The sequence below is a fragment of the Heliomarina sp. genome, assembly GCF_052826185.1.
Genome location: NZ_JBRBUI010000055.1, coordinates 154372 through 180638, shown reverse-complemented (window position 1 = coordinate 180638; position 26267 = coordinate 154372). Strand labels below are relative to the sequence as shown.

The following is a 26267-nucleotide window of genomic DNA, read 5'->3' as shown; positions in this document are numbered from 1 at the left end:
TTTTACTTCCACGTGTGCCACGGAGCAGAACCGGAGGCCCACATCTCCTCAAGCATGGCCTTGTCACGCATCGTGTCCATCGCCATCCAAAACCCATCGTGTTTCCATAGACCGAGCTGGCGGTCATCCGCCAACTCCTCCAACGGCCCCGTTTCGAAAACCGTATCATCCCCTTCGATCCGATCAAATACCGACGGCTCGCAAACCATGAAACCGCCGTTCACCCAGCGGTTGTCACCTTTCGGCTTTTCCTGAAAGCGGGTCACGCGATTACCTTCAATTCCCAGTGCGCCAAAGCGCCCGGCGGGAAGAATTGCGGTCAACGTCGCTTCGCAGCCTTCGGATTTATGGAAATCAACAAGCCCGGTTATGTCGACATCGCTCACCCCGTCCCCATACGTCAGACAGAATGTGCCATCGACATAGTCGCGAATGCGCTTGATACGCCCGCCGGTCATTGTCGCTTCCCCTGTATCTACCAGAGTAATCTTCCACGGCTCGGCGCTCTGATTGTGCACTTCCATGCTGTTATTGGACAGATCGAAGGTCACATCGGACATGTGCAGGAAGTAATTGGCAAAATACTCCTTGATCATATAGCCCTTATAGCCGCAGCACACGACGAATTCCGTGATGCCGTGAACCCCGTACAGCTTCATGATATGCCAAAGCATCGGACGGCCGCCGACTTCAATCATGGGTTTAGGCCGCAAATGGGATTCTTCGCTAATTCGCGTCCCGAACCCCCCGGCTAGAATTACTGTTTTCACCAAAAACCTGCCAGAATATTTCGATCTGCTATGGAGTTACACGCTTGGTCTCTACGTCACAAGCAATGCTGCTACGACACATCAAAAAATGGCCATGTCTTGCGAACACGGCCACTTTCGTCAGATTTCGAGAAGAGACAGCTCAGGCTGTTTTGGTTTGACGGCGAGCGACCAAGAGTCCGAGGCCCCCAATCAACATCAAACCGGTCGCCGGCAGCGGCACAGGCGCAGGCTGAACCCGGTCCGCCGAAATCGGCTTAGAGCTGCCGTTGAACTGCCCGCGCAATTCGCCACTCTCATGCGCGTTTGTATCGACATCAACATAGACACCGCCACTGGCCGCGAGCGTCGCGAAATCGTCAAAGCTCATCCCGCTAGCCACGCTGATATCATCGAAAGCGATCTTTTTGACCTTAAGTTTGAAACCCTTCTTGGTCTCTTTGTAACGGAAGTCGTCAAGCGAGAACGGTGCAATCACTTCGCCGACTTCGCCCGCCTCACCTGCGTACAATTGAATTGGCCCAAGGTCTGGATCGTCAAGCAGATCATCCAAGTCAAGATTCCGGACACGAACCTTCAACTTGATCATTTCCTTCTTGGTCTTGAGCTTGAGCTTTGCCTTGCCGCGTGCATCTGTAGAAACCGCTTCGGGCGCAACGCTCACCCCTCTCAGTTTGGTTTCATATTTCAGCGTCGCAGCACTGGCGGAAACCGCAAGCAAAGCAATCACGCCAGCGGTCGATAGAATTCTTAACATGTTTACACCCTAAGTTGTCACTGAGCACCCTGTGCACTCTATACACGCGAAATATATAGCTTTTTCGATGTGACAGTCCACCCGATTTCGGCAATTTCGACACCAATCAGACAAGAAAAAAACTCAATTCAGATAAGGAGCTAACACCATTTCGCCGCTATCAGAGATGCTCCTTACAAACGCAAAAAAGGCCGCTCCAACGAGCGGCCTTTCTCAGTTCTTGTAGGTTCGTATTAGCGCTTGGAGAACTGGAAGCTCTTACGCGCTTTGGCCTTACCGTACTTCTTACGCTCGACGACACGGCTGTCGCGGGTCAGGAAGCCAGCGGCTTTCAGTGCGCCACGCAGCGAGGGATCGTACAGCTGCAGTGCTTTGGAAACACCGTGCTTGACCGCGCCCGCCTGACCCGAAAGACCACCGCCTTTTACCGTCGCAACAACGTCGAACTGATCTTCGGTGCCCGAAACGGTGAAGGGCTGGCGAAGGATCATCTGCAGAACGGGTCGAGCGAAATATTCGTTAATCGCTTTACCGTTGACGGTCACCTTGCCCGAGCCCGGCTTGATCCAGACGCGCGCAACGGCGTCTTTACGTTTGCCGGTGGCATACGCACGGCCCAACTCGTCACGAACGGGTTCGCGCGGCGCAAGGTCAGTTTCGGTCCCCTGAACGGCACCGACATTTTCGGTCACGACGTCCTTGAGGTCTTCGAGGGAATTGATCTGGTCAGCCATTCATTCAGCTCCGGGTGTTTTTCTTGTTCATGGATTTGACATCCAGAACTTCGGGGCTTTGCGCCCCGTGAGGGTGATCGCCACCTGCGTAGATGCGCAGGTTGGTCATTTGCTGACGCGACAGACGGTTGCCGGGAAGCATGCGCTTTACAGCCTGGAACACGACACGCTCGGGGTGAGCACCGTCGAGAATCTGCTGCTTGGTACGCGATTTGATCCCACCGGGGTGGCCGGTGTGCCAATAGAAGTGCTCTTCGCGCTTCTTGCCGGTCATCTGGATCTTGTCCGCGTTGATCACGATGACATTGTCACCCATGTCCATATGCGGCGTGAAGGTTGCCTTGTGCTTGCCGCGCAGACGCGAGGCGACGATCGATGCAAGACGGCCCAGAACGACGCCTTCGGCATCGATAAGGATCCACTTCTTGTCGATCTCTGCTGGGGTGGCAGAAAAAGTTTTCATCAGCTTTGTCCCGTTTGACATGAAGGGCGCACACCCGGGGCGTGCGCCTGAATTCGATGGACGGGGTTTAATAAGCTATTGCACGTCAGTCAAGCATAGCTATCACCATAAAATGTAGGAAAATCAGAAGCTTAAAAAATAGGTATCAATATACCCCAAAAAATCACACGCTGATCCGCTCCGGTGGATTATCCAGCAGCCGACGCAGCCGTAACATCGCTTCATCAAAGATATCTAGCGGGATCATCGCGTTCACGGCAATTCGAACTGCATGCGGTGCCCGCGCTTCACGTGCAACGAATTCCTCAGCCGACCTTATCTGAACCCCTTGCGCTTCGGCAGCCTGACAGAACGCGGCAGCGCGCCATCCTTTTGGCAGCCCCAACCACAGGAAAGGGACCGACTCTCGCCATGTAAGCTCGTAAATGCCAAGATGGTTGACTGCTGAGCGAATGTACTGATCGAAAGCATTGCGAACCTTGCCTTCAAGGGCAATCGTTTCGGGATGCACGAGAAGTTTGGCGGTCAGATCTACGAGCGGAGCGGAAAGTCCAAAAAAGCTGTGGTCCGCAGCACGGCGCAGGTTGGCCGACTGAGCCTCGGGCGCTACAGCATAACCCACTCGCAACCCAGGCGTGATAGTTTTTGATAGTGACGACAAATACCACCCGCGTTCAGGCGCCAACATGCGATAGCTTGGTACGGGTATGCCCGACGATTGATAGCACGCATCCTCCACAATCTGGAGATCCAACCTGCGCGCGACGTCAACAATCGCTTCGCGTCGTTTAATCGGCGTGAATATACCGGTGGGGTTCTGTACGTCTGGCGAGGTGCAAATAACCTGCGCGCCATGCGTTCTGGCCGCTTCCTCCAAAGCCTCGGGGATCAATCCGTCCTTGTCCATTGCCACCGGAACCACGGGTGCTCGCAAGAGATCAGCCGCTCGCCGAAACCCGGGATAAGACAGCTCTTCGACAAGAACACTTGGCCGAGGCCCACGCAGGATCGACTGCAGGATGATCAGAATTGCGTTCTGTCCGCCGTTTGCCAGGACGATGTCATTCTCATCGACACGTCCCAGCCTGACATTATCCAGCCAGTTCAAAACAGCAATCCGGGCCTGCTCGGAAGACGCGTGGGAAGGGTAGTGCATCAGGCCAGAGGGTGGATCCTGCGCCACTTCGGCCAAAAGTTTCCGAATGATCCCGGCCTGCCCCAGATTAGGAAGCCCCGGAGAAAACAGGCTGACGGGCCAGCTTTCAGCAATTGTACCATGATTGCCGTGAGGCACGACATCAATCTCAATAGGCGAGACACGACTGTTTTGTCCGAATGGAACGTCATCGTCAGCCATTTCACGTTGATCGTTGCGCGCAACAAATGTACCGCGTCCGACTTCGGCCCGCAAAAGTCCCTTATTCGTCAGTACCGTGTATGCCCTCGCAACTGTCCCGGGCGTGATGCCTAGCTGATAGGCGAGATCGCGCACAGGCGGCAGTTTGCTATCAGCGGCCAGATCCCCAGACCGTATCGATTCAGCGATTGTATCTGCGACGGACAGATATTTCGGACCCTTAGCCGGCAGCTTTTGGGCTTTAATTGTACTCAATACAATTCTTCCTTGGACAGAGATGAGATCCGTTTGTACCAATATTACTACTTACAATCTATATTGTGTCAATACAATTCGAAAGGAATATCCCATGGCACGAACGATACCGGCAGATAACCTGTACATGCTCAGCACGGCGGACCGCCTTCCGCTGATCGCAGCAATGTTCATTCGTGCAGCCAGTGTCGTTACTGAATGGGACCGCCGCAGCCGAACCCGACAGCAACTCAAACATTTGGACAAACATCTTCTGGAGGATATCGGCATCACCGAGTCCCAAGCCTTGAAAGAACAGCGAAAGCGCTTCTACCAGATATGATCTCCCCGTTTTGGCTCAAAACGGAACTGGCCGGGACATGCTCCCGGCCCTTTTTTATTTCAACGGAATAGCGTAGGTCAGCGTAGCCCGCGCAACGATTTCCTCTTCACCGTCCGATTGTAGCAATACATCGCCTACCGCCAGCAACCTGCCGAGTTTGAGCAACTTTCCCGTGGCGATCAGATCCTTTACCGCCTTAGGTTTCCGCATGAAATCGATAGAGCAGCTGGTTGTGACGGTCAGCGCCTGCCGCCCGATCATGCCAAGCAGCATTGCATAGACCGATACGTCCGCAAGGCTGAACATGGACGGCCCCGAAACTGTACCGCCGGGCCGAAGGTGAGAGTCATTCACCAGAAGACGCATCTTGATCGATTTCTCTTCGAGCTCATCGATAAAAAAACTGTTCCGGACCTGAGGGAAGACCTCATCCAGAAATTCCATCACTTCCGTCTTGTTCAAGATCAGCGCCATTCTTTTCCTCTCCCTCGCTTCGGGCTAGAGTTGGCCAGAACAAGGGGAGAGGGCAAGATGGCAATTCTTGAACGTAACGATATCGATGCGGTCGCGCACCTGAGCATGAACGCGCCCGAGCGTCTGAACGCATTGTCGGATGAAATGCTCGCAGCGCTTCAGGATACGCTCGACGAGTTGAGAGAAGACAACTCCATTCGAGCTGTCATTCTGTCGGGCGCGGGCAAGGCCTTTTGCGCGGGTCACGACCTCAAGGAAATGACCGCAGGCCGTCAGCCCGAGGACGGCGGTGCGGCCTATTTCCAGGATCTATTTGAACGCTGCTCTCGGGTCATGCAAACAATACAGACCCTACCCCAGCCAGTCATCGCACAGGTTCATGGAATTGCGACTGCGGCGGGATGCCAGCTTGTTGCGACCTGCGACATGGCAATTGCAGCACAAGATACAAAGTTCGGCGTAAATGGCGTGAATATAGGGCTTTTCTGCTCGACACCGATGGTTGCGCTGTCACGCAATATATCGCGAAAGAAAGCTTTCGAGATGCTGAGCACAGGCACTTTCCTTGATGCTGATGCGGCAGAATCTGCAGGGCTGATCAATAGATCCGTGCCTGTTGATCGACTGGCCGATGCAACAGATGAACTGGCCCGGATAATTGCGTCCAAACTGGGAACAGCCGTCAAAATCGGGAAAAGAGCTTTCTACGAGCAAATCCAGATGCCTGTATCGCAGGCCTATGAATTCACAGGCAATGTCATGGTGGAAAACATGCTCAATCCCGACACGGAACAAGGTATTGCTGCGTTTCTGGAAAAGCGCCCCCCCTCTTGGAACCAATAGTTTCTGCCATTTCAGGCAATTGTTTCCATCTATAAACTTTCCATTTCGGAAGGTTTGTGGCAAAAGAGAACAAGTTAATTGTTTATTCCTTTACGGGTCGCCACCGTCAGACGGTCCCTCCAGGCCGGATCCTTCCGGTTGACAGTTCTGACACGGCGACCCCAAGGATAACCTTTTTGCCATCCCCATTGCTCTGACGTACCTGCTGCCTTACATGGCATCGCATGAGCAAGATCTTACATATCGTTGGCGGCGGCATGGCCGGGTCCGAAGCTGCATGGCAGGCGGCCGAAATGGGCGTTGATGTCGTCATCCACGAAATGCGACCCAAAGTCGAAACCTTTGCGCACAAGACCGGCAACCTGGGGGAAATGGTATGCTCCAATTCCTTCCGCTCGGATGACAGCGAACAAAATGCGGTCGGCCTGCTCCATTGGGAAATGCGCGCGGCGAACGGCCTGATCATGACAACCGCTGACAAACACCGTCTGCCCGCCGGTGGCGCCTTGGCGGTTGACCGCGAACCCTTTTCCGAGACAGTCACTCAAACCCTGCTGTCACATCCGCGCATTTCCGTCAGCTACGAAGAAATCGCTTCCCTGCCCGATAGCGGCAACTGGATTTTTGCAACCGGCCCGCTGACATCCACGGCGCTTGGCCGAGCGATCCAGTCCGAAACAGGGTCCGAGGCGCTGGCATTTTTCGACGCCATCGCCCCTATCGTCTATTTCGAAAGCATCGATATGTCCCGCGCATGGATGCAGTCGCGCTATGACAAGGGCGAAACCGAAGAAGAACGTACCGCCTACCTGAACTGCCCCATGGACCGCCAGCAGTATGAGGCGTTCATTGACGCCTTGTTGGCGGCGGACAAGGCCGAATTCCACGAAGGCGAAACAGCCGGCTATTTCGATGGTTGCCTGCCAATCGAGGTGATGGCCGAACGCGGCCGCGAAACGCTGCGCCACGGGCCGATGAAACCCGTAGGCCTCACCAACCCGCATCAGCCGGACGTCAAAGCCTACGCGGTGGTGCAGCTTCGTCGCGACAATGCGCTCGGCACGCTTTACAATATCGTCGGTTTCCAGACTAAGATGAAGTATGGCGCGCAAACCGATGTCTTCCGGATGATTCCGGGGTTAGAGAATGCACGCTTCGCGCGACTTGGCGGCATCCACCGGAACACTTTCCTGAACTCGCCGACCCTCCTCGATTCCCAGATGCGCCTGAAGTCAAAGCCCAATCTTCGCTTTGCCGGTCAGATCACGGGCGTCGAAGGTTACGTCGAAAGCGCTGCGATGGGTCTGCTTGCAGGCCGTATGGCTGCAGGCGAGATCCTTGGACGTCCTGTCGAAACACCGGCTCCCACAACCGCCATGGGCGCCTTGATTACACACATCACCGGCGGTGCGGATGCAAAAACCTTTCAACCGATGAACGTCAACTTTGGCCTGTTCCCCCCAGTCGATGGACTCAGGGGCGGGCGTCGCGGGCGCAAGGACCGATACAAGGCATACACGGACCGGGCCAAGACCGACTGGCAGAACTGGCTCTCCCAATTCGAAAATGCAGAAATGACGGCAACTTCATGAACTATGTTCTCGCACTCTTCCTCCCGCCCCTGTCGATCCTTCTGACCGGACGCCTGTTCGTTGCGATAATCGTTTTCATCATCTGGATCCCGGCGATTATCTTTTCGGGCGGCTTGACCCATCCGATGTTTATCGTTCTCGCGTGGATTTTGATCTATCAGGCCCGGCAGGATCGGAAGCTGCGCAACTTTTCCCGCCGCGACTGACGTTCATGCGGTGCCGTTTTGCGCCTTCGCCGACCGGCCCGCTTCATTTGGGTCATGCCTATTCTGCAATTATTGCTTATGACCTCGCAAAGGAACTTTCCGGCACGTTCCTTATGCGCATCGAAGACATTGACAGGTCGCGCGCCCGTTCAGAATGGGAACAACAAATCTATGACGACCTGCACTGGCTGGGGCTCGAATGGCCCCTGCCCGTCTTGCGACAGTCCGACCGGCTCGCCGCCTATGACAAAGCCCTCGATGATCTCTGGGACAGAGGACTGCTTTATCCCTGCACCTGTAGCCGTCGTGACATTCAGGATGCAATATCCGCGCCGCAGGAAGGTATTTTATCTATTGGCCCGGACGGTCCCGTTTATCCCGGCACCTGCCGTCCGGTTCATGCGACAGCCGGACCAAGGCCAAAGGATGCAAATCTTCGGTTGAACATGCGGCTGGCCCTGCAGGCTCTCTCGCATCCAACAACGTTCGAGTTCGAAGAGACCGGCCCAACGCATTTGGGAACGATACAACTTACCGGGGCCGAACTTGTGACCGAAGTTGGCGATATCGTGGTGGCGCGCCGCGACATGCAGACCTCCTACCACCTTGCTGTGACCATCGACGACGCTGCACAGGGGATCACTCATGTGACCCGTGGCCTCGACCTCTTCGAGGCCACAAAAATCCATGTATTACTACAGCACCTCATGGGTTTGCCGACGCCCGTCTACCACCACCATTCGCTGATCCGCGACGAGAACGGCAAACGTCTGGCCAAACGCGATGATGCGCGTGCGCTTTCAAAATACCGGTCAGAAGGCGTGACGCCAACAGACATACGCGAAATGATCGGGCTTTAACTTTCCGGCTTCATCAGCTCGACTTCTTCGCCGCCGCGAATGGCCGTGTAGAAACAACTGCGCCGATTTGTGTGACATGCCGGACCCGTCTGCCGCACGATCAACAAAAGGCAGTCACGGTCGCAATCGACCCGCATTTCAATAAGTTCTTGCGTGTGGCCCGAGGTTTCGCCCTTGATCCAAAAGGATTGCCGGGACCGCGACCAGTAGGTAACGCGCCCCGTTTCAAGCGTCGCCGCAACGGACTCCGCATTCATCCAGGCCATCATCAGGATTTCGCCGTCCGGATCCTGAGCTATCGCTGGAATCAACCCTTTTTCATCATAGGTGAGCGAGTTTGGATCAAAGGGCATGGGCAAAAACCTTTTGCATTGGTGATTTCGCTGCCTATGTAAGGGGGACAGCCAAGAAGGAAAAGCCATGTCCGGCGAAACCGACCTGATCAAACTCTACTCTGCCAGGATACTGTCGCTAGCCGCTGACATTCCGCATGCCGAACGACTTGATGCGCCGGACGCCAGTGTCAAAAAGCGCTCGCCGCTTTGTGGCTCGACCGTTACTGTCGATCTTTGCATGGATCAGTGTAAGGTTACCAAGTTCGGACAGGACGTGAAGGCTTGCGCGCTTGGGCAGGCTTCGGCTTCGGTTGTTGGCGCCGCAATCGTCGGCACGACACGCGAACAGATCGAAACGGCTCGGGATCAACTCCGGGCCATGCTCAAGACAGATGGTCCCGCGCCGGATGCCCCCTTTGACGGGCTCGAGGTGCTGCTGCCCGCGCGTGAGTACAAGAACCGACACGCGTCGATCCTTCTTGCGCTTGACGCAGCGGCCGAAGCGGCAGCACAGGCTGAACAAGCCTACTGCGCCTGATCCGACTCCCTTGAGCATAAAAAAAACCGCCGCACATCCCGGGCGGATGGCGGCGGCAGGTAATGCGATTCTCACGTGGGATCAGCGATGTACTCGGAAGGGACAGGCAGATTTCCGGTTCAGCCAATACAGGAAGACTTGGCTGCGTACATGCCGCATGAGAGCGCAGGCAGAATCCGCTCAAATAAGCGTAGGCAGGTGAAGACCGACAAAAAGCATAACGACAAGCGCAGACGCCCCGACCACGTCGGTGATCAGCGTGTGACGGCTGCGGGACAGGGTGGACTTGAATTCGTTCAGCATGGCGTAGCTCCGATCTTCAACAGGATTTAACCTAGTGTTGACCTTTTGTTCTCACTTGAAGAGCCAAAAGTAAAGAACTTTATGGGAACATTTGTGAACTTTATAAGAATATTCGTGCTAACCTACTGAAATCAAACGGACAGCTTCATCCTGCTTCATAAGCCATAAAAGAACACGGGCCGCCTGCCCGCGCTCGCTTTCCAGTCCTGGATCCGTTTCCAAAAGTGTCCGCGCATCACTTTGCGCGATGGCCATAAGGCCAGCCTGACGCTCTAGATCCGCGATTCGAAACCTCGGCAGACCGGATTGCGCCGTTCCGATCATGTCGCCCGCGCCCCGCATCTCAAGGTCGGTTTCCGCGATCACGAAACCGTCTTCGGTCGAGCGCAGAACATCAAGCCGCCGTCGACCGGTTTCAGACAGGGGCGATTGATATAAGAGGAGACAGGTCGACTCCGCCTCACCGCGACCAACCCTCCCTCTAAGCTGATGCAACTGCGCCAGACCAAAAATTTCAGCCCGTTCAATAACCATTATCGACGCATTCGGCACGTTGACACCAACCTCGATGACCGTCGTCGCGACGAGAACCTTGGTCTTCCCGTCCTGAAAATCGCGCATGGCGGCATCTTTATCGGCAGGTGGCATCTGACCGTGAACCAGACCCACATTCTCGTCGCCCAGCACGGCACGCAAGCGCTTGAAACGCTCCTCAGCGGCGGTCAGATCGACCAACTCGGATTCATCGACCAGCGGACACACCCAATAGCATTGCCGCCCTTCCTGAATGGCCCGCTGAAGATGTCCCATAACCTCGCCCATCCGTTCTGTATTGACGACCGCTGTCTTGATCGGCTTTCGCCCCGGCGGCTTTTCATCCAGAATTGAAACGTCCATGTCGCCGTACTGAGCCAGCGCAAGGCTGCGGGGAATGGGAGTCGCCGTCATGACAAGCACATCGGCTTTCTCCCCCTTCGCGCCAAGCTCCATACGTTGCCTGACGCCAAACCGGTGCTGTTCGTCCACGATTGCAAGGCGCAGATCACGAAAATGGACGTCGGGTTGAAATACGGCATGCGTTCCGACAAGGATCTGGATCTTCCCTTCCGCCAACGCGGCAAGCTTCTGGCGGCGCTCAGCGCCTTTGTCACGTCCCGTCAGGATTTCGAGCACCACGCCCGATTCTTCGGCCAACGGCCGCAGACCTTCTAGATGCTGACGGGCCAGAATTTCGGTCGGCGCCATCATCACGCCCTGTCCCCCCGCCTCGACAGCAACCAGCATCGCCATAAAAGCGACGAGTGTTTTCCCTGCGCCTACATCACCTTGCAGCAAACGGTTCATCCGCTGCGGTAAGTCCATATCTTCGGAAATCTCAGCAATCGCCCGCATCTGAGCACCCGTGGGTCGATAGGGCAAACTTGCCAGCACCTTGCGCTGCAATTCGCCCGTTCCGGTACTTCTCGCTCCCTTCCCACGCCGCTCCCGACGGCGTGCCAGTGCGAGCGTCAGCTGGTGCGCGAACAATTCGTCATAGGCCAGCCTCTCCCGGTCGGGCGCATCCGGGCTTATCGCTTCAAGGCTCTCGGGATGATGCGCGCGCTGTACCGCCTCGGCCCAATCCGGCCAGTCCGCTTTCTTTTTCTGCGCATTATCTATCCACTCAGTAAGCTCTGGCAGTCGCTCCAAAGCGGAATTGGCCGCCTTGAACATTACCTTCTGCGAAACGCCTTGCGTCAAATGATACACCGGTTCGAACTCCGGAATCTGGGCTGCGTCGTCTACCGGTACAAGGTGATGAGGGTGCACCATCTGGGCAATCCCGTCGAAAACCTCAACACGACCGGAAACCAGCCTGCGCGCTCCAACCGGGGCGATACGGTTCAGGAAATCGCTTTTGGCGTGGAAATAGACGAGCTGGAATTCGGCTTCCGCATCCGTTACGTCGATACGATAAGCGCCCGATCTCGTTCGCGGCGGCTTGTGTGATCCGATCATCACCTGCACGGTGACGACATCCGGGAAATTGACGCCCCGTATCGTCGTTCGCCTCCGTCGGTCAATCAGAGAATAAGGTAGCGAAAACAACAGGTCACGCGGCGTCTCTAAATTGATCTGTGAAAGAAGGTTAGCCGTCTTCGGTCCAATTCCATCCAGCGTTTCCAACCCAGCGAACAGGGGAAAGAGTTTTTCGGGACGTCCCTTCATCCGTCACCGATCAGCTGCAACCATGCGTCTTCATCCAGAACCTCGATGGAAAGTTCCTCAGCTTTCTTGGCTTTTGATCCGGCTCCGGGCCCCGCGACAAGCATATCAGTTTTTGCGCTGACCGAACCGGCCACTTTCGCGCCAAGCGCTTCCGCCCGGGCCTTTGCTTCTTGACGGGTCATTTTTTCCAATGTTCCCGTGAAAACCACCGTCTTGCCCGCGACCGGGCTGCCAGACACATTTGGACGTTCCGCCGCTTGAATGTCGAGTTGCGCAACAAGGCGTTCAATCGATTCCCTTTCGTGATCCTGCGCAAAAGTCGTAACCAGCGAGGTCGCCATGACCGTCCCGACGCCGTCTATCCCCAGTATCTCCTCCCAAGCCGGTCCTTCGAGCGGCGCAGCATCTCGAACCGCCTCCACAAAAGCGTCCCAAGTCAGGAAATGTCTGGCAAAAAGGTTCGAAGCCGCCTCTCCGAGGTGCCGGATACCAAGGGCAAAAATCACGCGTGCGAGCGGGATTTTCCGTTTTTCGTCAATCGCATCAAACAGGTTAGTGGCAGATTTCTCTCCCCAGCCGTCCTTGTTTTTCAATTGCTGAATTCCCGAACCATACCGTTCCCGCAGCAAGAAAATATCGGCCGGTTCCTTGATCCATCCGTCGAGATAGAACTGTTCAACCTGTTTCGAGCCAAGCCCGTCGATATCAAAAGCCCCTCTCGAAACGAAATGCTTCAGTTTTTCAACAATTTGCGCCGGACATATCAGCCCGCCGGTGCAACGTCGTACCGCGTCGCCCTCTTCGCGAATGGCTTCGGAGCCGCATTCGGGGCATGAATGCGGAAACTCGAACGGTTCGGCATCTGCCGGGCGCTTGGATACATCCACATCCGCAACTTTCGGGATGACATCGCCGGCGCGGTAAATCTGCACCCAGTCGCCGACACGAATATCTTTGCCGCCACGAATATCGCCGCCCTTAGCATCGCGTCCGGCTATGTAATCTTCATTGTGCAAAGTCGCATTCGAAACGACAACGCCACCAACGGTTACCGGCGCAAGCCGGGCAACCGGACTTAACGCTCCGGTTCGGCCGACCTGAATGTCGATGGCCTCCAGGTAGGTCCAAGCAAGCTCAGCCGGAAATTTATGGGCAATCGCCCAACGGGGGGTCGTCGATCGGAAACCCAACCTGTGCTGCAGTGCAAGATCATTAACCTTGTAGACAACCCCGTCGATATCATAGTCCAAGGTGGCACGTTGCTCTTCGATGGAAGCGTAATGAGACAGCATCTCCGCTGGTCCATCGCAAAGTTCGGTCAATGGATTAACCGAAAAGCCAAAATCCTTGAGTTTCTTTACCGCCTCGAATTGAGTGGCCCCCAGCGGCTCCGAGACCTCACCCCAGGCATAGGCAAAGAATCTGAGAGGGCGCTTGCGCGTGATATTGGAGTCCAGTTGCCTCAGGGAACCGGCGGCAGCATTACGCGGATTTGCAAAAGTTTTTTCGCCAGCTGCCGCCTGCCTGTCATTCAATGCCGCGAAATCCTCATGCGACATGTAGACTTCCCCCCGAACCTCAAGGATGTCCGGTGCATTGTTCAGTTCGGTCGGGATGTCATTTATCGTCACCGCGTTTGCCGTCACGTTTTCACCAACCGCTCCGTCCCCGCGCGTTGCCGCCTGAACCAAACGACCGCCCTCATAGCGCAACGACAAGGAAAGACCGTCGATCTTTGGTTCAGCCGTATAAGTAAGCGCTTGGCCGGGTTGGATGTTCAAATACTTACGAACGCTTGCGTCGAAAGCTACGACATCCTCTTCATCGAAGGCATTGCCAAGCGACAGCATCCGTACGGCGTGAACGACTTTTGAGAATCCCTCGGAAGGGCGTGCGCCAACCTGATCTGTCGGGCTTTCATCGAGTTTGAGATCAGCAAAGCGTTCTTCGATCTCGGCATTGCGACGCTTCAGGCGGTCATACTCGGCATCCGAAATCGTCGGCGCATCATCGGCGTGATACGCCTGATTAGCGGCACCGAGTATCTCGGCCAGCCGCGCCAGTTCTTCGGCCGCCTGCTCCGGGCTCAGCTTATCCACATCGATTTCAGAATTCACCGCTTTCACCCCGCACTTGTTCGCCACAAGTGATAGGGTTCGTCCGTGCTCAGGTCCAGATGCTCTTGTCCATGTGAGAAAACAACCGCGCCTGGAAAGCTGCGGAGATTACGCGCCCACCGCCAGCCGCGTGTTGCCCGCGCGGTCTGTTTGAGGGTCGCGCAGAACATAGCCTCGGCCCCAGACGGTTTCGATGTAATTTTCCCCGCCCGTCGCCTTGCTTAATTTTTTCCTTAACTTGCAAATGAAAACGTCGATGATTTTCAATTCAGGCTCGTCCATCCCGCCATAAAGATGATTCAAGAACATCTCTTTTGTCAGAGTCGTTCCTTTTCTCAAACTCAGCAGCTCGAGCATCTGATATTCTTTACCGGTCAGATGAACAGCTTCACCGTCTACATCGACGGTCTTAGCGTCCAGATTTACCGAAACTTTCCCAGTATGAATTACCGACTGCGAATGTCCCTTCGACCGACGGATAATTGCGTGAATTCTCGCGACAAGCTCTTCGCGATGAAAAGGCTTGGTAAGGTAGTCATCAGCGCCAAACCCAAACCCCTTGATCTTGTTTTCCGTATCGTCGGCGCCGGACAGGATAAGAATCGGCGTTTCGATCCTAGACATGCGCAACTGGCGCAGGACTTCATGGCCATTCATGTCGGGCAGGTTCAAGTCGAGCAGAATGAGATCGTAATCATACAGTTTGGCAAGATCGATACCCTCCTCGCCAAGATCTGTGGCATATACATTAAGATTTGCATGCGTGAGCATCAATTCTATGCTTTTGGAAGTTGTAGGGTCATCTTCGACCAACAGTACTCGCATGATCTTAATCTCCGCCTATGTCGTTATTTGCCTCTCCAATATTAACTATAACGGAAATAGTTAATCACAGGTTACTTTTACTCACATTAACGGGATCACCTAGGGTTGTCTGAATTTTTTCAACGCCGTCGCTTTTAACGCTTGCTCCCCATGTTCGGCCACCGCAGATACCCAGCCAATGAATTCCTCTTCGCTCAAAGCATATGTTTTCAAAGCATCTTCCTGAGATATCAAACCGTAAATCACGCCCCGAACGACAGAAGCCTTGCGCGAAGCGACCCATCGGCGCGTGGTTGCAGGCGGCAAATCCGCACGGGTCATAACAGTCCCGTCCGGGAGCGTTACCGCCCGCGGACCAACAACTTTCTTCAGAAACATCGGCTTGTCCTTGTTCATCGGATGCCGAATTTGCCGGATCACACTTAACGAGCGATGAAACCCGCCCTTGTGAGTGTGTAGGATTTTCCTATATTCTGCCAATCCTGTCCGCAAATCTGAAAGCAATCCAATGGCGCTCGACAACACTCAACCGCTGAACTCTCTGGGTTTTGCCAAGCCCCCGTCTGAAACGCGGGTCGTGGTGGCAATGTCCGGCGGCGTGGACAGTTCCGTTGTGGCCGCTCTGCTCGCGGATCAGGGATACGACGTGGTGGGCGTTACGCTTCAGCTTTACGATCATGGCGCAGCTCTCGCCAAGAAGGGTGCCTGCTGTGCCGGGATCGACATCCATGATGCGCGTCGTGTCGCCGAGGAACGAGGCTTCCCTCATTATGTTCTCGATTACGAGAATATTTTCAAAGGCGCCGTCATCGACGAATTCGCCGACAGCTATCTCGGGGGCGCAACGCCTGTGCCCTGCATTCGTTGCAACGAGCGTGTGAAATTCAAGGATCTGCTGGAAACGGCAAAGGATCTCGAAGCCGATTGCATGGCCACCGGCCACTATATCCAGCGCAAGCTGGGCGACAACGGCGCCGAGTTGCACTCGGCTGCAGACGCCAGCCGCGACCAGTCGTATTTCCTGTTCTCTACCACGCCTGAACAGCTCGATTTTCTTCGTTTCCCGCTGGGCCACCTGCCCTCCAAGGATGCGACGCGCGCACTGGCGGCGGAATATGGTCTGTCGGTTGCCGACAAGCCGGACAGTCAGGACATCTGCTTTGTGCCAAATGGCGATTACGCCTCGGTCATCGAGAAACTGCGTCCCGGAGCGGGCCAACCCGGCGATATCGTCGATACCGAAGGCAAGGTGCTCGGCACCCATAACGGGGTCATTCACTACACCATCGGCCAGCGCCGGGGCTTGGGCATAGGGGGTCTGACCGATCCGCTTTACGTGGTGCGGCTTGACGTGGACAAATGCCAGGTGGTTGTGGGTCCAAAGGCCATGCTGGCCACGCGGACCGTGCCGGTTCGCGAAATCAACTGGCTGGGTGATGAACCATTCACGTCCCGCAAGGAATGGCAGGTCTCGGTCAAGGTACGCTCGACACGCCCCCCGCGCGAAGCGATCCTGCGCCCGCTCAGCGATACCACGGCCGAGGTCGAGCTGCTCTCGCCCGAAGAAGGCGTATCTCCAGGACAGGCCTGCGTATTCTACGAGACAGGCGGCAGCCGAATTTTCGGCGGCGGCTGGATCTGGCGTGGCTACTGAGCGGATACGCACCCATCGACTGTCCCTTCGGCCGCTTGAGGCCAGAGACGCGCCTGCCCTGCATCAAGTATTTTCCAACCCGCAGGCCATGCGCTACTTCAGTGATCCACACCCGGAACTTGCCGCAACCGAAATCTGGGTACGAAACTCGCTTGCGGGCCTGCCGGGACAAACCCTTGAATTCGTGCTGGATCACAAGGGCATGGTGATCGGCAAGGCCGGTATCTGGGACGCGCCTGAGCTTGGATTTCTGCTTCACCCCCGCTTCTGGGGCAAAGGGTTGATGGCCGAAGCGCTCTCAGCGCTCATCCCGCATTTCTTCCAGCAGATGTCACTCGAAAAGATCACCGCGGACGTGGACCCGCGCAACTCAGCCAGTCTCAGCCTGTTGAACCGAATGGGATTTCGCAAAACCCACGAAGCGAGGGGCACGATTCGGATCAACGGCGAATGGTGCGACAGTATCTATCTGTCCCTGCCACGACCGGGCGACCCCGGCGCCCAAACGCTATAGCCGCGCCAGAACGGCTCTGGCCGCACGCAGACCGGGCGCTTCGCCACCTTTGCCCAACCGCTCCATGGTCAGTGCCATCGCCTCGCGCTGTGCGTCCGGCGCGTTGAAAACATCCTCAAGGCCATCGGCAATCATTGAAGGCTGACATGCAGCACCGATGAATTCCGGCACCGTCCGGCTTTCTGCCACGAGGTTGACCAATGTCACCGTATCGACGCGCAGCATCCGCTGAATGATCCGGCGGCTAGCCCAGCTCATGTCATAAGCGATGACCATTGGCGTGTCGGCGGCCGCCAGTTCCAGTGACACCGTGCCCGACGCTGCAAGCGCCATAGTCGCGCCCCGAAAGGCCGCGCGCTTTCGTCGTGCCGCCGTCTCAGGGTCAAGCTGGCGCGGATCGATGACCACGGGGTTTCCGGGCCAGTCAGCCGTCAACTCCTCGACAAGCCCTGCAACCGGTCGCGCTGCAGGCAGAACGACACGCATGTCCGGATGTCGCGCGATGAACGCTTTCAGCGCCTCACCGAATACACCTGACAACCGGGTTACCTCGGACCGGCGAGAGCCGGGCAAAACAAGCAGCCAGCGTGCCTCTTTAAAACCCGTCTCCTGACGGAATTCCGCGATTTCCTCATCCGTAGCCTGCGGTTCGGCCACCACCGGGTGTCCCACGAAATCGCAATCCATCCCCGCCGCTTCCATATATGGCGGCTCAAAGGGAAACAGCGCGAGGACCTGATCGATCATCCGCGCCATCTTCGCCGCGCGGCCGGGCCGCCACGCCCAGACGGTAGGCGCCACGTAATGTACACAACGTGTGCTTCCCCCCGCCTTGACCTGCTTGGCCACGCGCAGGCAAAAATCAGGGCTGTCTATGGTGATCAGAACATCAGGTTGCGCTTTCAGCACCGCGTCGGCGGTCTCGGAAATCCGGCGTTTGAGGTGAAAGTACTTCGGCAGGATTTCCGACAGGCCCATGACGCTCAGCTCTTCCATAGGGAACTGGCTCTCCAGCCCCTGAGCCTGCATCTCGGGCCCGCCTACCCCCTCAAAACTCACATCCGGGCGCAGGGAGCGTAACCCGGCCATCAACGCGCCGCCAAGCCTGTCTCCCGATGGTTCTCCTGCGATCAGGAACACCCGCATCAGATCGTCCGCTCGCGTACCCAGAGGAACAGTCCGGCCGCATCGCAGCGCGCAATCAGGTTCTCCTGATCCAGCACCATCACGCCACCCGCTTCGATAACGATCCCATCCAGCCCAGCCTCTGCACAGGCCATTGCTGTATCCGGACCGATCAAGGGCAGATCCGCCCTGCGGTCCTGACCCAGCTTGGGCGATTTGTAGAAAATGCCGCCCTTGCAATCAGGGCGGTTCTTTATCGACGCCAGCATCCAGTCCGTACCAAAGACCGCTTCGATGGCCAGAACCTGCCCGTTGGCAACGATACAGGCTTGTCCCACATCTTCTTCCGACAGCGCCTCTATTAACCGTTCCGCCCGTGCGGCATCAGCCTCCGACGTTTCGAGAACCAGATGACGTCCCAGAACGCCCGCCCCTGGCAAAAGATCCGGCGCAAGTTCTTCGGCCGATCGAATGGTAAATCCCTGATCCTCGAAAAGGGACATGACCGCCCGCAAGGCACCGTCATCACCGCTCCCGATTGCTTCGCTGATGATCGGGACAAGCGGCATTGTATCGGCATCGATGGCGGCGGGATCGATCTGTGGTCGCCGGATCGCGCCTGCAAAGCACACCTCGCTCACACCGCGCGCTTTCAGATCGATAAGAAATGTGCCCAGCTGTTCAAGCCGGAATACCACGTCCGGCTCAAGCCCGTCCGGTAAGAAACCTTCCAGAGAACACACCAGCGGTTCTTCGGCCTGCGACGCAGACAAGGCCTTGGGCAAGGCCCCCATTCCGGCAATCAACGCCAGCACGGCTCAGCCCCCGGGTGTCAGGAAAGACCGGTCGCTGCCGCCGAGTACGAATTTCACGATATCACGGACATAGTCGCTTTCGGTCTCATCGCCGAGACGATGCACCCGGTCCTGGAACGTCCCTTCGCCTTGCGCCAGCATCTGAAAGGCCGCGCGCAAGGCCGTGATGTCCGACCGTTTCACGCCGCGACGTTTCAGACCGACGAGGTTCAGCCCGTCCAGATGACCGCGTGGCGCCTGAACCAACCCATAGGGAATGACATCGTTTGTCACCATGGTAACGGCACCGATGATGGCACCCTTGCCAATACGCACCCATTGATGAATGCCCGAGAGTCCGCCGACGATCACGTCATCTTCCAGCACGCAGTGCCCGGCGATGGCCGCGTTGTTCACGACGATGACCTTGTTTCCGATCTGCGCGTCATGGGCGATATGGCAGCCCGCCATGAACAGCCCGTCATCACCGACCCGTGTCACGCCGCCGCCGCCCTCGGTGCCCGCGTTCATGGTCACATGCTCTCGGATGCGATTACGCGCACCGATGACCAGTGACGTATCCTCGCCCCGAAACTTGAGATCCTGGGGAATCTCCCCGATCACCGCGAAGGGAAAGATCACCGTATCTTCGCCGATGCTGGTCTTGCCCGTGACGACCACGTGGCTTTTCAGCTCGACCCCGGGCGCAAGTTCAACTTCGGAGCCGATAAGACAGAACGGCCCAATCTTGCAGCCTTCGCCGATCTTGGCACCGTCTTCGATAACTGCCGAGGGATGTATCTGCGACATGTTTTTAGCCTTTCGGCATATCAATCATTGCAGTGAATTCCGCTTCGGCGGCAAGGTCGCCTTCAACCGTTGCCTGACCTCCGAACCGCCAAACCTTGCCGCCGGGTTTACCGCGCAATGTCGAGACCTGCATCTCGAGCACGTCGCCCGGTATCACCTTGCGGCGGAATTTGCATTTGTCTATCGACATGAAATAGATCAGCAATTCCTTGTCGGCCATGTCGAGCGCCGTTCCGATCATCACACCCGCAGTCTGGGCCATCGCCTCGACAATGGTCACACCGGGCATGATCGGCACGCCCGGGAAATGCCCCTGAAAATGCGGCTCGTTCATCGTCACGTTCTTGATGCCCTTGGCAGACGACGTGCCGTCGATCTCGACAACCTTGTCGACAAGAAGGAAAGGATACCGATGCGGCAAAATACGCTGGATCAGTTGAATATCAGCGCTTTGCAAAGTCTCGTTCATCTGGTCTTCCGTTCTTAGGTTCAAGGGGGCGGATGCTGAATATCCTGCTCCTGACTAACAAGCGCCAGCCGGCAGGGCAAGCGACCCTATTGGTCCGGTGCCGGCGAGAGTTCGCTGCCATCTCCAATGGTCGCGTCGATCCGTTCAATTGCAAGGTCGGTGATGTCCGTCGCATTCGCGCTCAGGAACACGCTGGAGCGTTCCAAAATGACTCCGGCGCCGCTTTCCCGCATCACTTCGGCAAGGATAGGACGCACGGCGTTCAGAAAGATAGCCCGTGCCTTGTCGTTCTTTTCGGCCAACACCCTGGTCTTGTGATCCTGTTCGCCGCGTATCTTCTGGACCTTTTCGTCAAAAGCATCGGCCAGCTCCCGAAACGTTTCCGGATCCATATCGGCGCGTTTTTCGGTCAGCTCGTGTTCCTCGGCAGTCAATTCCGCGGCGATGCGGTTGTTTTCCTCAGCAAGGGCCTCACCCTCGGTTTCGATCTCACGGTCGATCCGTTTACCGAATGCAGAATCGTTGAAAAGCCGCTCCGAGGAAATCGTCAGGATCGCGGTCTGGGCAAAGCCAAGCTGCTGTGCGCCCGCCGACGGCGTAAAGCCAAAGACTCCCCCGATCACGGATGCCAGCGCGATTGCCCGCGCTAGCCGTATCGGGAGAGTGATTGTCATTCTCAGTTCAGAATCTCGCCTGAATGGTCAGATCGAAACTCTGCTCCTTGTCGAAAGTTTCTTTCTTGAGCGCCTCGGAGAAGTTCAGGCGCAGCGGCCCGAAGCCGGTATCCCAGAGGATGGAAAGACCAATCACGTGACGGGCGGAACCGTCTGCACCGACAATGTTGCCACCGGTGGTATCCACGTTGCTCAGATCCCAAAGGTTGCCGACGTCATAGAAGATGCCACCGCGAATACCCAGTTCTTCGGGAAGTCCCAGCGGGAACTCGGCCTCGAATTTCGCAACAGCGTAGAAGTTACCGCCGATCGCGTCATCGACACCGTTCGACTGATCCCGCGGACCGATGCCACCGGGTTCAAAGCCGCGCATAATGCTGGGCGACAAGATAAAGCGGTCGATGGTGCGGCTTGTATCCGTACCGCGCCAGTTCATCGCACCACCTTCAAGCGTCGCTCTCAGCGTGACTTCCTCGTTCAGAACCAGCGTCTGCGCGATCATCCGGACACGTGAACGAATGTATTCGTTGTCCCCGCCCAGCCCGGCGAAATCAGCCCCAACTTCCATCAGGAAACCGGCGTTCGGGTTCAACCCGGTCAGACGGGTATCGTAGCTGTAGGTCAGGCCAAAAGAGCTCGACGTACGGCGCCCGAACCCGATTTCCCGAGCGACAAGATTGCTGTTGTTCGTATTGTCCCGCACGGTCATCTCGGACGCATCGTAATCATAGGCGATTTCAAGCGTGCCATTCTCGCTGACCGGAAAAGTCAGTGCCGGAGAGACAAAGACGCGCTCGGTGTCGTACGAGGCATAAGAGGAGTCCGTTCCAGAGACACCAAGATCGAGGTCAAAGCGAAGCTGACGTCCCAGCAGGTAGGGTTCGGTGAACCCGATGCTGTACTCCTCGGAATCCTGCGCGGTCGATGCGGCAAAGCTCAGGCGCTGGCCCCGGCCGAGAAAGTTGTTTTCCCGCAGGCCTAGCGCCACACCGAAACCGTCGTTGACCGAATAACTACCACCAAGTGTCAGCGAACCTGTCGGCTGTTCCTCGACATCCACGCCTACGATAACCTGATCGGAGGTCGATCCCTGACGGGCTTCCACATCTGCATTGGCAAAATATCCAAGGGCCCGGATACGCTCGGCGCTCTGACGGATTTCGCGCGGGTTGAAGGGGTCGCCTTCGACAATACGGAACTGCTGACGGATCACGCGATCAAGCGTCGTCGTGTTACCTTCGATATCGATCCGTTCGACAAAGATCCGCGGACCGCGCACAAGAACAAATTCGATGTTCAGCACACGGTTGCGTTCGTCCCGCGTGATGCGGGGTTCGACGCGAAGAAAGTCGATGCCCTTGTCGATGGCCAAACGTTCCATACGCGCGATGGACTGTTCCACCAGCGTCGGGGTGTAAACGACGCCCGGCTTGATCCGCAGCGTGTTCTGGAAATCCTGCGCATTGGCTTCGCGCATCTGACTGGTCGTGCTGATCTGCCCGAATTTGAACTGCTGGCCTTCCTGCACGTTCACGACAAGGAAAAAGGCATCCTGTTCACGTGTCAGTTCGACGTTCGTTCCAAGGATACGGAAATCGACATACCCGCGCGACAGGTAGAAATCGCGCAGAACCTGTTTGTCGAACTGGATGCGTTCTTCAACAAGCGTATCCGACCGGATGAAAGCTCTCAGCAGACCGGCCTGCTTGGATTCCAGAACCCGGCGCAGACGACCATCGGAATAGACGCGGTTGCCGACAAAGCTGACCCGCTCGATCTCGATCGTGTCGCCTTCCGAAATTTCAAAGACCAGATCGACACGGTTGTCGTCGCGGCGAATGATGCGCGGGGTGACCGTTGCAGCGATGCGGCCCTGCTGCGAATATGCGGTCGCAATGGTGGCTGCATCCGCTTCAGCCTGGCCCGGGCTGAACACGCGGCGCGGCTTTGATTCGACAAAATCGCGCAGAGCATCGTCCTTGATGCGGCGGTTCCCCTCGAAGTTGATACGGTTGATGGTCGGATATTCGACGACGCGCACGACCAGCGTGCTGCCCTGCGGAATAATTTCGACGCTCTCGAAGAGCCCGCTTTCGACGACCCGCTGATAGGCGTCGTTCAGGGCACCGGCGCTGACGTTGGTACCGCTCGGAATGCCGATATAGTTGGCGATTGTGCCGCTTTGGATGCGTTGGTTGCCCTGCACTTCCACCCGGCTGAACCGGTAACTCTGCGCCTCGGCAAGGGTAGAAATCCCAAGCAAAACGACCAACAGAAACGCAAACGGGATGCGTGACCAATGCCACAACATTTTGCCGCTGACTGTCACCTGCCCGCAGGATCTACCCGCCTGTTTAAGCAAACCCATATCCCGAACCTATTTTTCTCGACCTCACTAGATGTTGAGTATCGGGATTGAACTTGGATGTCAAAACCACAAAAAAAGCGGCACCAGATTTTTCTGGATGCCGCTCAAATTACCATATATCGGGCCATGGCCCTGTCTGGGTTACAGGCTGCCCAGGTAGGCGCCTGCTGCCAGAGCGCAGGCAATCGTACCGATGAACAGAAAACGATCCCAGTTCAGCGCCATGACCAAGGATAGTCCGCGATAGGAATTTTCTAGCGTGTGCATCGGTTGCTCCCTCTTGCTTTGTTATCGCGAAAATTAGATCCGGATTGGGGCAAGAATTGGGCAATCACGCGTTAGAGTTGTGCAATTCACCGATGCGCCGATCAGCAGAAAAGGTCATTACCAAGCGCGAATACCATCAGGGTGAGGATAGCCGCGATGCCAAGACTCATCAGCAGACGCAGGACGCGGTCGCTCGGCGGCTTCCCTGCAACGGCCTCATAGGCGTAAAAGACCAAATGCCCCCCGTCCAGCGCCGGAATCGGGAACAGATTCAGAAGACCAACCGCTGTCGACAGCACCGCGATGAACCAGATAAAGCTCTGCGCGCCTTGGCTGGCCATCGCGCCGGATGTCTCGGCGATGCCGATTGGCCCGGAAATATTGCAGGTGCTGATCGCCCCCGTAATCATGTGCCACAGCCCCGAGAGAGAACCGGTCACAATCGCAGAGGTCTGCGAAACGGCCCCCTGTATCGCCGAAACCGGCCCTGCCGCTTCGGTCGCCGGGTCGAATGCCATCGAGCTCACGACACCGATCCGCCAGTGCGTCGCGAATCCGCCATCGGCCTGCGGCTCGTCCGTCCGACGCGGCGCCAGCGCAAATTCAAGCGTCTCACCATCGCGCCATACATCGATCTGGAGCGCACGTCCGTCCGAGGACTCAACCGCGTTCTTCAGTTGATCGAATGCGAAAACCGGCTCGCCATCGACCGCGGTAATCACATCGCCTGCTTCAAGACCTATATCCATCGCAGCGCTACGCGGCGAAATCGAACTGATCAGCGGCGGATAAGGGAACGGCCCATCAACGGTCATCTCGGTCCCATCGCGCCGGACCGTATAGTCCAGCGTCGGCTGTGCCGGTAACTGGCTGCGGAATTCCTCCCAGTCAGTGCCCTCTTCCATATCCGGCGGTGCTACTCCCCCGACCGACAGCACTTCGTCGCCAACCTGCAGCTCATAGCCCGCGTTGGGCATGTCATAGATTTCGCCAACGGTCAGCGGATCGCTGACCACGCCGCGGATCATGAAAATGCCGGTAAAAACAAGGATAGAGAGGACAAAGTTGAACACCGGACCTGCCGCAACGGTCGCGGCCCGCGCCCAGAGCGGCGCCCCGTGCATTGTCCGGCGCAACGCAATCGGGTCCTCCGCCGCTTCCTTCATTGCCGCGTCGTCGCGCCCCGAGGCCGCGTTGGAATCGCCCAGAAATTTCACGTAACCGCCAAAGGGCAACGCCGCGATCTGCCAGCGTGTGCCGTGCTTATCCACGCGCGAGAACAGGACCGGACCAAACCCAAGCGAAAACACCTCGGCATGGATCCCGGACCAGCGACCGACGATGTAATGTCCGTATTCGTGAACTGCCACGATGACCGAAAGCGCGACCACGAAGGCAAGCAAGGTGTAAAGCAAGCCGCCGAACTGCGGTATGAAGCCGATGATATCCAAATTCCCTACCCTGCTCTTTCCGTCATAACGCGGTCTGCATATGATCTTGCGAGATGGTCAGTTTGCAAAACGTTATCAAGTGTCATCGAGGCATCGATGAGACCCGACTCGCCTTCGATACGCTCCAGAACGTCTTCAACGACCGCCGCCATCTCAAGAAAACCGATACGGCCTTCGATAAAGGCATCGAGGCTGCGTTCTTTCGCCGCGTTAAACACACAGCCCGCCAGTCCGCCACGCTGCATGACGTCCCGCGCAAGGCGCAGCGCAGGATAACGTGCAAGATCCGGTTCATGAAAGGTAAGCGCCCCGATGCGCGCCAGATCAAGCCGTTCGACCGGCAGAGAGCGTCTTTCAGGATGATGAAGCGCAAACCCGATCGCATGGCGCATATCCGGCGGCCCCACATGGGCCATGAGAGCCCCGTCGCAGAAGCCGACCAGCGCGTGGATCATGGATTCAGGGTGCACCAGCACTTCGATCTGCTCCGGCTCAACACCAAAAAACTCTCGCGTTTCAATAACTTCCAGCGCCTTGTTGAACATCGAGGCGGAATCGATGGTGATGCGCTGCCCCATCTGCCAGTTCGGATGACAAGAGGCCTCGGCAAGGGTCGCATCGCGCAGTTTGTTTATCGGCCAGTCGCGAAAGGCACCGCCGCTCGCGGTGATCACGATCCGTTCAACGGCCGAGATATCTTCTCCGATCAGGGCTTGGAAGATCGCTGAATGCTCGCTGTCGACGGGGAGGAGCGCGGCGCCGTGACGCTCTGCCGTTTCCAGAACCAGTTTGCCGGCACAGACCAGCGTCTCCTTGTTCGCAAGCGCCAGTGTCGCGCCCTGCTCCAGCGCAGCCAGACCGGGGGCCAGCCCCGCCGCACCCACAATTGCCGACATGACCCAGTCCGCCGGTCGCCTCGCAGCTTCGAGCAAAGCCGTCTGTCCGGCAGCGGCCTCAATCCCCGATCCCGCGAGCGCGGATTGCAGCGCATCGAGTTCTTCGTCGAAAGCGGTTACGGCAATTTCAGCTTTCAGCTTGATCGCGTCCCGGGCCAGATGTTCGACATTGCGTCCACCGCTTAGCGCCACGACCTGATAAGCCTCGGGCGCGCGTGCGATAAGGTCAATCGTGTTCTGACCGATGGAACCGGTAGCGCCAAAGATCGAGATACGTCGCGGGATG

General features: G+C 56.8%; 29 protein-coding genes. 8 read left to right on the top strand and 21 right to left on the bottom strand.

Annotated elements, in window-relative coordinates:
• Positions 1-2: 2 nt before the first annotated feature.
• From rfbF to ACU0FH_RS23735, 5 genes are all read right to left on the bottom strand, one after another.
• The gene (gene rfbF, locus ACU0FH_RS23755; RefSeq protein ID WP_088634683.1) at positions 3-770 is read right to left on the bottom strand and encodes a glucose-1-phosphate cytidylyltransferase; all 768 of its coding nucleotides are present in this window, start codon (positions 768-770) and stop codon (positions 3-5) included.
• A gap of 142 nt (positions 771-912) precedes the next feature.
• Positions 913-1491: a CHRD domain-containing protein gene (locus ACU0FH_RS23750; protein ID WP_446197161.1), complete on the bottom strand. Its 579-nt coding sequence runs from the start codon at positions 1489-1491 to the stop codon at positions 913-915.
• Between the two features lie 269 nt (positions 1492-1760).
• Positions 1761-2261, bottom strand: coding sequence for a 30S ribosomal protein S9 (rpsI, locus tag ACU0FH_RS23745; RefSeq protein ID WP_088634567.1), 501 nt, complete (start codon positions 2259-2261; stop codon positions 1761-1763).
• Positions 2262-2265: 4 nt separating this feature from the next.
• The gene (rplM, locus tag ACU0FH_RS23740; protein WP_446197160.1) at positions 2266-2724 is read right to left on the bottom strand and encodes a 50S ribosomal protein L13; all 459 of its coding nucleotides are present in this window, start codon (positions 2722-2724) and stop codon (positions 2266-2268) included.
• A gap of 163 nt (positions 2725-2887) precedes the next feature.
• Positions 2888-4336 carry an aminotransferase-like domain-containing protein gene (locus ACU0FH_RS23735; RefSeq protein ID WP_446197159.1) on the bottom strand — a complete coding sequence of 483 codons (1449 nt, stop codon included), beginning with the start codon at positions 4334-4336 and terminating at the stop codon, positions 2888-2890.
• Between the two features lie 94 nt (positions 4337-4430).
• Between ACU0FH_RS23735 and ACU0FH_RS23730 the strand changes: the two genes are divergently transcribed.
• Entirely contained in the window at positions 4431-4658 is a 228-nt protein-coding gene (locus ACU0FH_RS23730; RefSeq protein ID WP_446197158.1) for a DUF1127 domain-containing protein, read from the top strand.
• Positions 4659-4712: 54 nt separating this feature from the next.
• On the opposite strand, the gene ACU0FH_RS23725 is transcribed toward ACU0FH_RS23730, so the two are convergent.
• The gene (locus tag ACU0FH_RS23725) at positions 4713-5132 is read right to left on the bottom strand and encodes a PaaI family thioesterase (RefSeq protein ID WP_446197157.1); all 420 of its coding nucleotides are present in this window, start codon (positions 5130-5132) and stop codon (positions 4713-4715) included.
• A 57-nt stretch (positions 5133-5189) separates the two neighbouring features.
• On the opposite strand from ACU0FH_RS23725, the gene ACU0FH_RS23720 reads away from it, so the two are divergent.
• From ACU0FH_RS23720 to gluQRS, 4 genes are all read left to right on the top strand, one after another.
• A complete protein-coding gene (locus ACU0FH_RS23720) occupies positions 5190-5975 on the top strand; it encodes an enoyl-CoA hydratase (RefSeq protein ID WP_446197156.1) in 786 nt (261 codons plus the stop codon).
• A gap of 224 nt (positions 5976-6199) precedes the next feature.
• Positions 6200-7567, top strand: coding sequence for a methylenetetrahydrofolate--tRNA-(uracil(54)-C(5))-methyltransferase (FADH(2)-oxidizing) TrmFO (gene trmFO, locus ACU0FH_RS23715; RefSeq protein WP_446197155.1), 1368 nt, complete (start codon positions 6200-6202; stop codon positions 7565-7567).
• On the top strand, positions 7564-7773 hold the full coding sequence (locus ACU0FH_RS23710; RefSeq protein WP_238371422.1) for a hypothetical protein: 210 nt from the start codon (positions 7564-7566) through the stop codon (positions 7771-7773). The genes trmFO and ACU0FH_RS23710 overlap by 4 nt, the downstream gene beginning before the upstream one ends.
• Before the next feature lie 5 nt (positions 7774-7778).
• Complete coding sequence (gluQRS, locus tag ACU0FH_RS23705; RefSeq protein WP_446197154.1) at positions 7779-8633, top strand: tRNA glutamyl-Q(34) synthetase GluQRS; 855 nt, start codon at positions 7779-7781, stop codon at positions 8631-8633.
• On the opposite strand, the gene hisI is transcribed toward gluQRS, so the two are convergent.
• Positions 8630-8986: a phosphoribosyl-AMP cyclohydrolase gene (hisI, locus tag ACU0FH_RS23700; RefSeq protein WP_446197153.1), complete on the bottom strand. Its 357-nt coding sequence runs from the start codon at positions 8984-8986 to the stop codon at positions 8630-8632. The genes gluQRS and hisI overlap by 4 nt on opposite strands.
• A 67-nt stretch (positions 8987-9053) precedes the next feature.
• Here hisI and ACU0FH_RS23695 point away from each other — a divergent pair, with 67 nt between their 5' ends.
• The gene (locus ACU0FH_RS23695) at positions 9054-9506 is read left to right on the top strand and encodes an iron-sulfur cluster assembly scaffold protein (RefSeq protein ID WP_446197152.1); all 453 of its coding nucleotides are present in this window, start codon (positions 9054-9056) and stop codon (positions 9504-9506) included.
• Positions 9507-9686: 180 nt separating this feature from the next.
• On the opposite strand, the gene ACU0FH_RS23690 is transcribed toward ACU0FH_RS23695, so the two are convergent.
• The 5 genes from ACU0FH_RS23690 to sciP form a co-directional block, all read right to left on the bottom strand.
• On the bottom strand, positions 9687-9809 hold the full coding sequence (locus ACU0FH_RS23690) for a hypothetical protein (protein ID WP_446197151.1): 123 nt from the start codon (positions 9807-9809) through the stop codon (positions 9687-9689).
• 117 nt (positions 9810-9926) lie between these two features.
• Positions 9927-12017 (bottom strand): ATP-dependent DNA helicase RecG, encoded by a 2091-nt coding sequence (gene recG / locus ACU0FH_RS23685; protein WP_446197150.1) that lies wholly within the window; start codon positions 12015-12017, stop codon positions 9927-9929.
• Positions 12014-14134, bottom strand: a complete 2121-nt coding sequence (gene ligA / locus ACU0FH_RS23680; protein ID WP_446197149.1) for an NAD-dependent DNA ligase LigA — start codon at positions 14132-14134, stop codon at positions 12014-12016. The genes recG and ligA overlap by 4 nt, the downstream gene beginning before the upstream one ends.
• A gap of 108 nt (positions 14135-14242) precedes the next feature.
• A complete protein-coding gene (gene ctrA, locus ACU0FH_RS23675; protein ID WP_446197148.1) occupies positions 14243-14959 on the bottom strand; it encodes a response regulator transcription factor CtrA in 717 nt (238 codons plus the stop codon).
• 99 nt (positions 14960-15058) lie between these two features.
• On the bottom strand, positions 15059-15337 hold the full coding sequence (sciP, locus tag ACU0FH_RS23670) for a CtrA inhibitor SciP (protein WP_446197147.1): 279 nt from the start codon (positions 15335-15337) through the stop codon (positions 15059-15061).
• A gap of 130 nt (positions 15338-15467) precedes the next feature.
• On the opposite strand from sciP, the gene mnmA reads away from it, so the two are divergent.
• A complete protein-coding gene (gene mnmA / locus ACU0FH_RS23665) occupies positions 15468-16613 on the top strand; it encodes a tRNA 2-thiouridine(34) synthase MnmA (RefSeq protein ID WP_446197146.1) in 1146 nt (381 codons plus the stop codon).
• Entirely contained in the window at positions 16603-17127 is a 525-nt protein-coding gene (locus ACU0FH_RS23660; RefSeq protein WP_446197145.1) for a GNAT family N-acetyltransferase, read from the top strand. Before mnmA ends, ACU0FH_RS23660 begins: the two co-directional genes overlap by 11 nt.
• Here ACU0FH_RS23660 and lpxB read toward each other — a convergent pair.
• The 9 genes from lpxB to dxr all read right to left on the bottom strand — a co-directional run bounded on the left by lpxB (position 17122) and on the right by dxr (position 26266).
• Positions 17122-18273, bottom strand: coding sequence for a lipid-A-disaccharide synthase (lpxB, locus tag ACU0FH_RS23655; RefSeq protein WP_446197144.1), 1152 nt, complete (start codon positions 18271-18273; stop codon positions 17122-17124). The two genes, ACU0FH_RS23660 and lpxB, sit on opposite strands and share 6 nt — an antisense overlap.
• Positions 18273-19067 carry an LpxI family protein gene (locus tag ACU0FH_RS23650; protein ID WP_446197143.1) on the bottom strand — a complete coding sequence of 265 codons (795 nt, stop codon included), beginning with the start codon at positions 19065-19067 and terminating at the stop codon, positions 18273-18275. Before ACU0FH_RS23650 ends, lpxB begins: the two co-directional genes overlap by 1 nt.
• Before the next feature lie 3 nt (positions 19068-19070).
• Positions 19071-19856 (bottom strand): acyl-ACP--UDP-N-acetylglucosamine O-acyltransferase, encoded by a 786-nt coding sequence (gene lpxA / locus ACU0FH_RS23645; RefSeq protein WP_446197142.1) that lies wholly within the window; start codon positions 19854-19856, stop codon positions 19071-19073.
• Between the two features lie 4 nt (positions 19857-19860).
• Positions 19861-20325: a 3-hydroxyacyl-ACP dehydratase FabZ gene (gene fabZ, locus ACU0FH_RS23640; RefSeq protein ID WP_088634586.1), complete on the bottom strand. Its 465-nt coding sequence runs from the start codon at positions 20323-20325 to the stop codon at positions 19861-19863.
• 86 nt (positions 20326-20411) lie between these two features.
• The gene (locus tag ACU0FH_RS23635) at positions 20412-20999 is read right to left on the bottom strand and encodes an OmpH family outer membrane protein (protein ID WP_446197141.1); all 588 of its coding nucleotides are present in this window, start codon (positions 20997-20999) and stop codon (positions 20412-20414) included.
• A 7-nt stretch (positions 21000-21006) separates the two neighbouring features.
• Positions 21007-23367, bottom strand: coding sequence for an outer membrane protein assembly factor BamA (gene bamA / locus ACU0FH_RS23630; protein WP_446197140.1), 2361 nt, complete (start codon positions 23365-23367; stop codon positions 21007-21009).
• 141 nt (positions 23368-23508) lie between these two features.
• Positions 23509-23634, bottom strand: a complete 126-nt coding sequence (locus tag ACU0FH_RS23625; RefSeq protein ID WP_255406498.1) for a hypothetical protein — start codon at positions 23632-23634, stop codon at positions 23509-23511.
• 101 nt (positions 23635-23735) lie between these two features.
• Positions 23736-25085, bottom strand: a complete 1350-nt coding sequence (rseP, locus tag ACU0FH_RS23620) for an RIP metalloprotease RseP (protein WP_446197139.1) — start codon at positions 25083-25085, stop codon at positions 23736-23738.
• 5 nt (positions 25086-25090) lie between these two features.
• A complete protein-coding gene (gene dxr, locus ACU0FH_RS23615) occupies positions 25091-26266 on the bottom strand; it encodes a 1-deoxy-D-xylulose-5-phosphate reductoisomerase (protein WP_446197278.1) in 1176 nt (391 codons plus the stop codon).
• Between the last annotated feature and the right edge of the window lies 1 nt (position 26267).

Excerpts from the sequence above, each read along its gene's own strand:
- trmFO (WP_446197155.1), top strand. The coding sequence starts at position 6,200 with ATGAGCAAGATCTTACATATCGTTGGCGGCGGCATGGCCGGGTCCGAA.
- ACU0FH_RS23690 (WP_446197151.1), bottom strand. The coding sequence starts at position 9,809 with ATGCTGAACGAATTCAAGTCCACCCTGTCCCGCAGCCGTCACACGCTG.
- sciP (WP_446197147.1), bottom strand. The coding sequence starts at position 15,337 with ATGTTTCTGAAGAAAGTTGTTGGTCCGCGGGCGGTAACGCTCCCGGAC.
- ACU0FH_RS23725 (WP_446197157.1), bottom strand. The coding sequence starts at position 5,132 with ATGGCGCTGATCTTGAACAAGACGGAAGTGATGGAATTTCTGGATGAG.
- recG (WP_446197150.1), bottom strand. The coding sequence starts at position 12,017 with ATGAAGGGACGTCCCGAAAAACTCTTTCCCCTGTTCGCTGGGTTGGAA.
- fabZ (WP_088634586.1), bottom strand. The coding sequence starts at position 20,325 with ATGAACGAGACTTTGCAAAGCGCTGATATTCAACTGATCCAGCGTATT.
- ACU0FH_RS23730 (WP_446197158.1), top strand. The coding sequence starts at position 4,431 with ATGGCACGAACGATACCGGCAGATAACCTGTACATGCTCAGCACGGCG.
- gluQRS (WP_446197154.1), top strand. The coding sequence starts at position 7,779 with ATGCGGTGCCGTTTTGCGCCTTCGCCGACCGGCCCGCTTCATTTGGGT.
- ctrA (WP_446197148.1), bottom strand. The coding sequence starts at position 14,959 with ATGCGAGTACTGTTGGTCGAAGATGACCCTACAACTTCCAAAAGCATA.
- hisI (WP_446197153.1), bottom strand. The coding sequence starts at position 8,986 with ATGCCCTTTGATCCAAACTCGCTCACCTATGATGAAAAAGGGTTGATT.
- ACU0FH_RS23720 (WP_446197156.1), top strand. The coding sequence starts at position 5,190 with ATGGCAATTCTTGAACGTAACGATATCGATGCGGTCGCGCACCTGAGC.
- rplM (WP_446197160.1), bottom strand. The coding sequence starts at position 2,724 with ATGAAAACTTTTTCTGCCACCCCAGCAGAGATCGACAAGAAGTGGATC.
- mnmA (WP_446197146.1), top strand. The coding sequence starts at position 15,468 with ATGGCGCTCGACAACACTCAACCGCTGAACTCTCTGGGTTTTGCCAAG.
- ACU0FH_RS23635 (WP_446197141.1), bottom strand. The coding sequence starts at position 20,999 with ATGACAATCACTCTCCCGATACGGCTAGCGCGGGCAATCGCGCTGGCA.
- rpsI (WP_088634567.1), bottom strand. The coding sequence starts at position 2,261 with ATGGCTGACCAGATCAATTCCCTCGAAGACCTCAAGGACGTCGTGACC.
- ACU0FH_RS23695 (WP_446197152.1), top strand. The coding sequence starts at position 9,054 with ATGTCCGGCGAAACCGACCTGATCAAACTCTACTCTGCCAGGATACTG.
- ACU0FH_RS23710 (WP_238371422.1), top strand. The coding sequence starts at position 7,564 with ATGAACTATGTTCTCGCACTCTTCCTCCCGCCCCTGTCGATCCTTCTG.
- bamA (WP_446197140.1), bottom strand. The coding sequence starts at position 23,367 with ATGGGTTTGCTTAAACAGGCGGGTAGATCCTGCGGGCAGGTGACAGTC.
- ACU0FH_RS23625 (WP_255406498.1), bottom strand. The coding sequence starts at position 23,634 with ATGCACACGCTAGAAAATTCCTATCGCGGACTATCCTTGGTCATGGCG.
- lpxA (WP_446197142.1), bottom strand. The coding sequence starts at position 19,856 with ATGTCGCAGATACATCCCTCGGCAGTTATCGAAGACGGTGCCAAGATC.
- lpxB (WP_446197144.1), bottom strand. The coding sequence starts at position 18,273 with ATGCGGGTGTTCCTGATCGCAGGAGAACCATCGGGAGACAGGCTTGGC.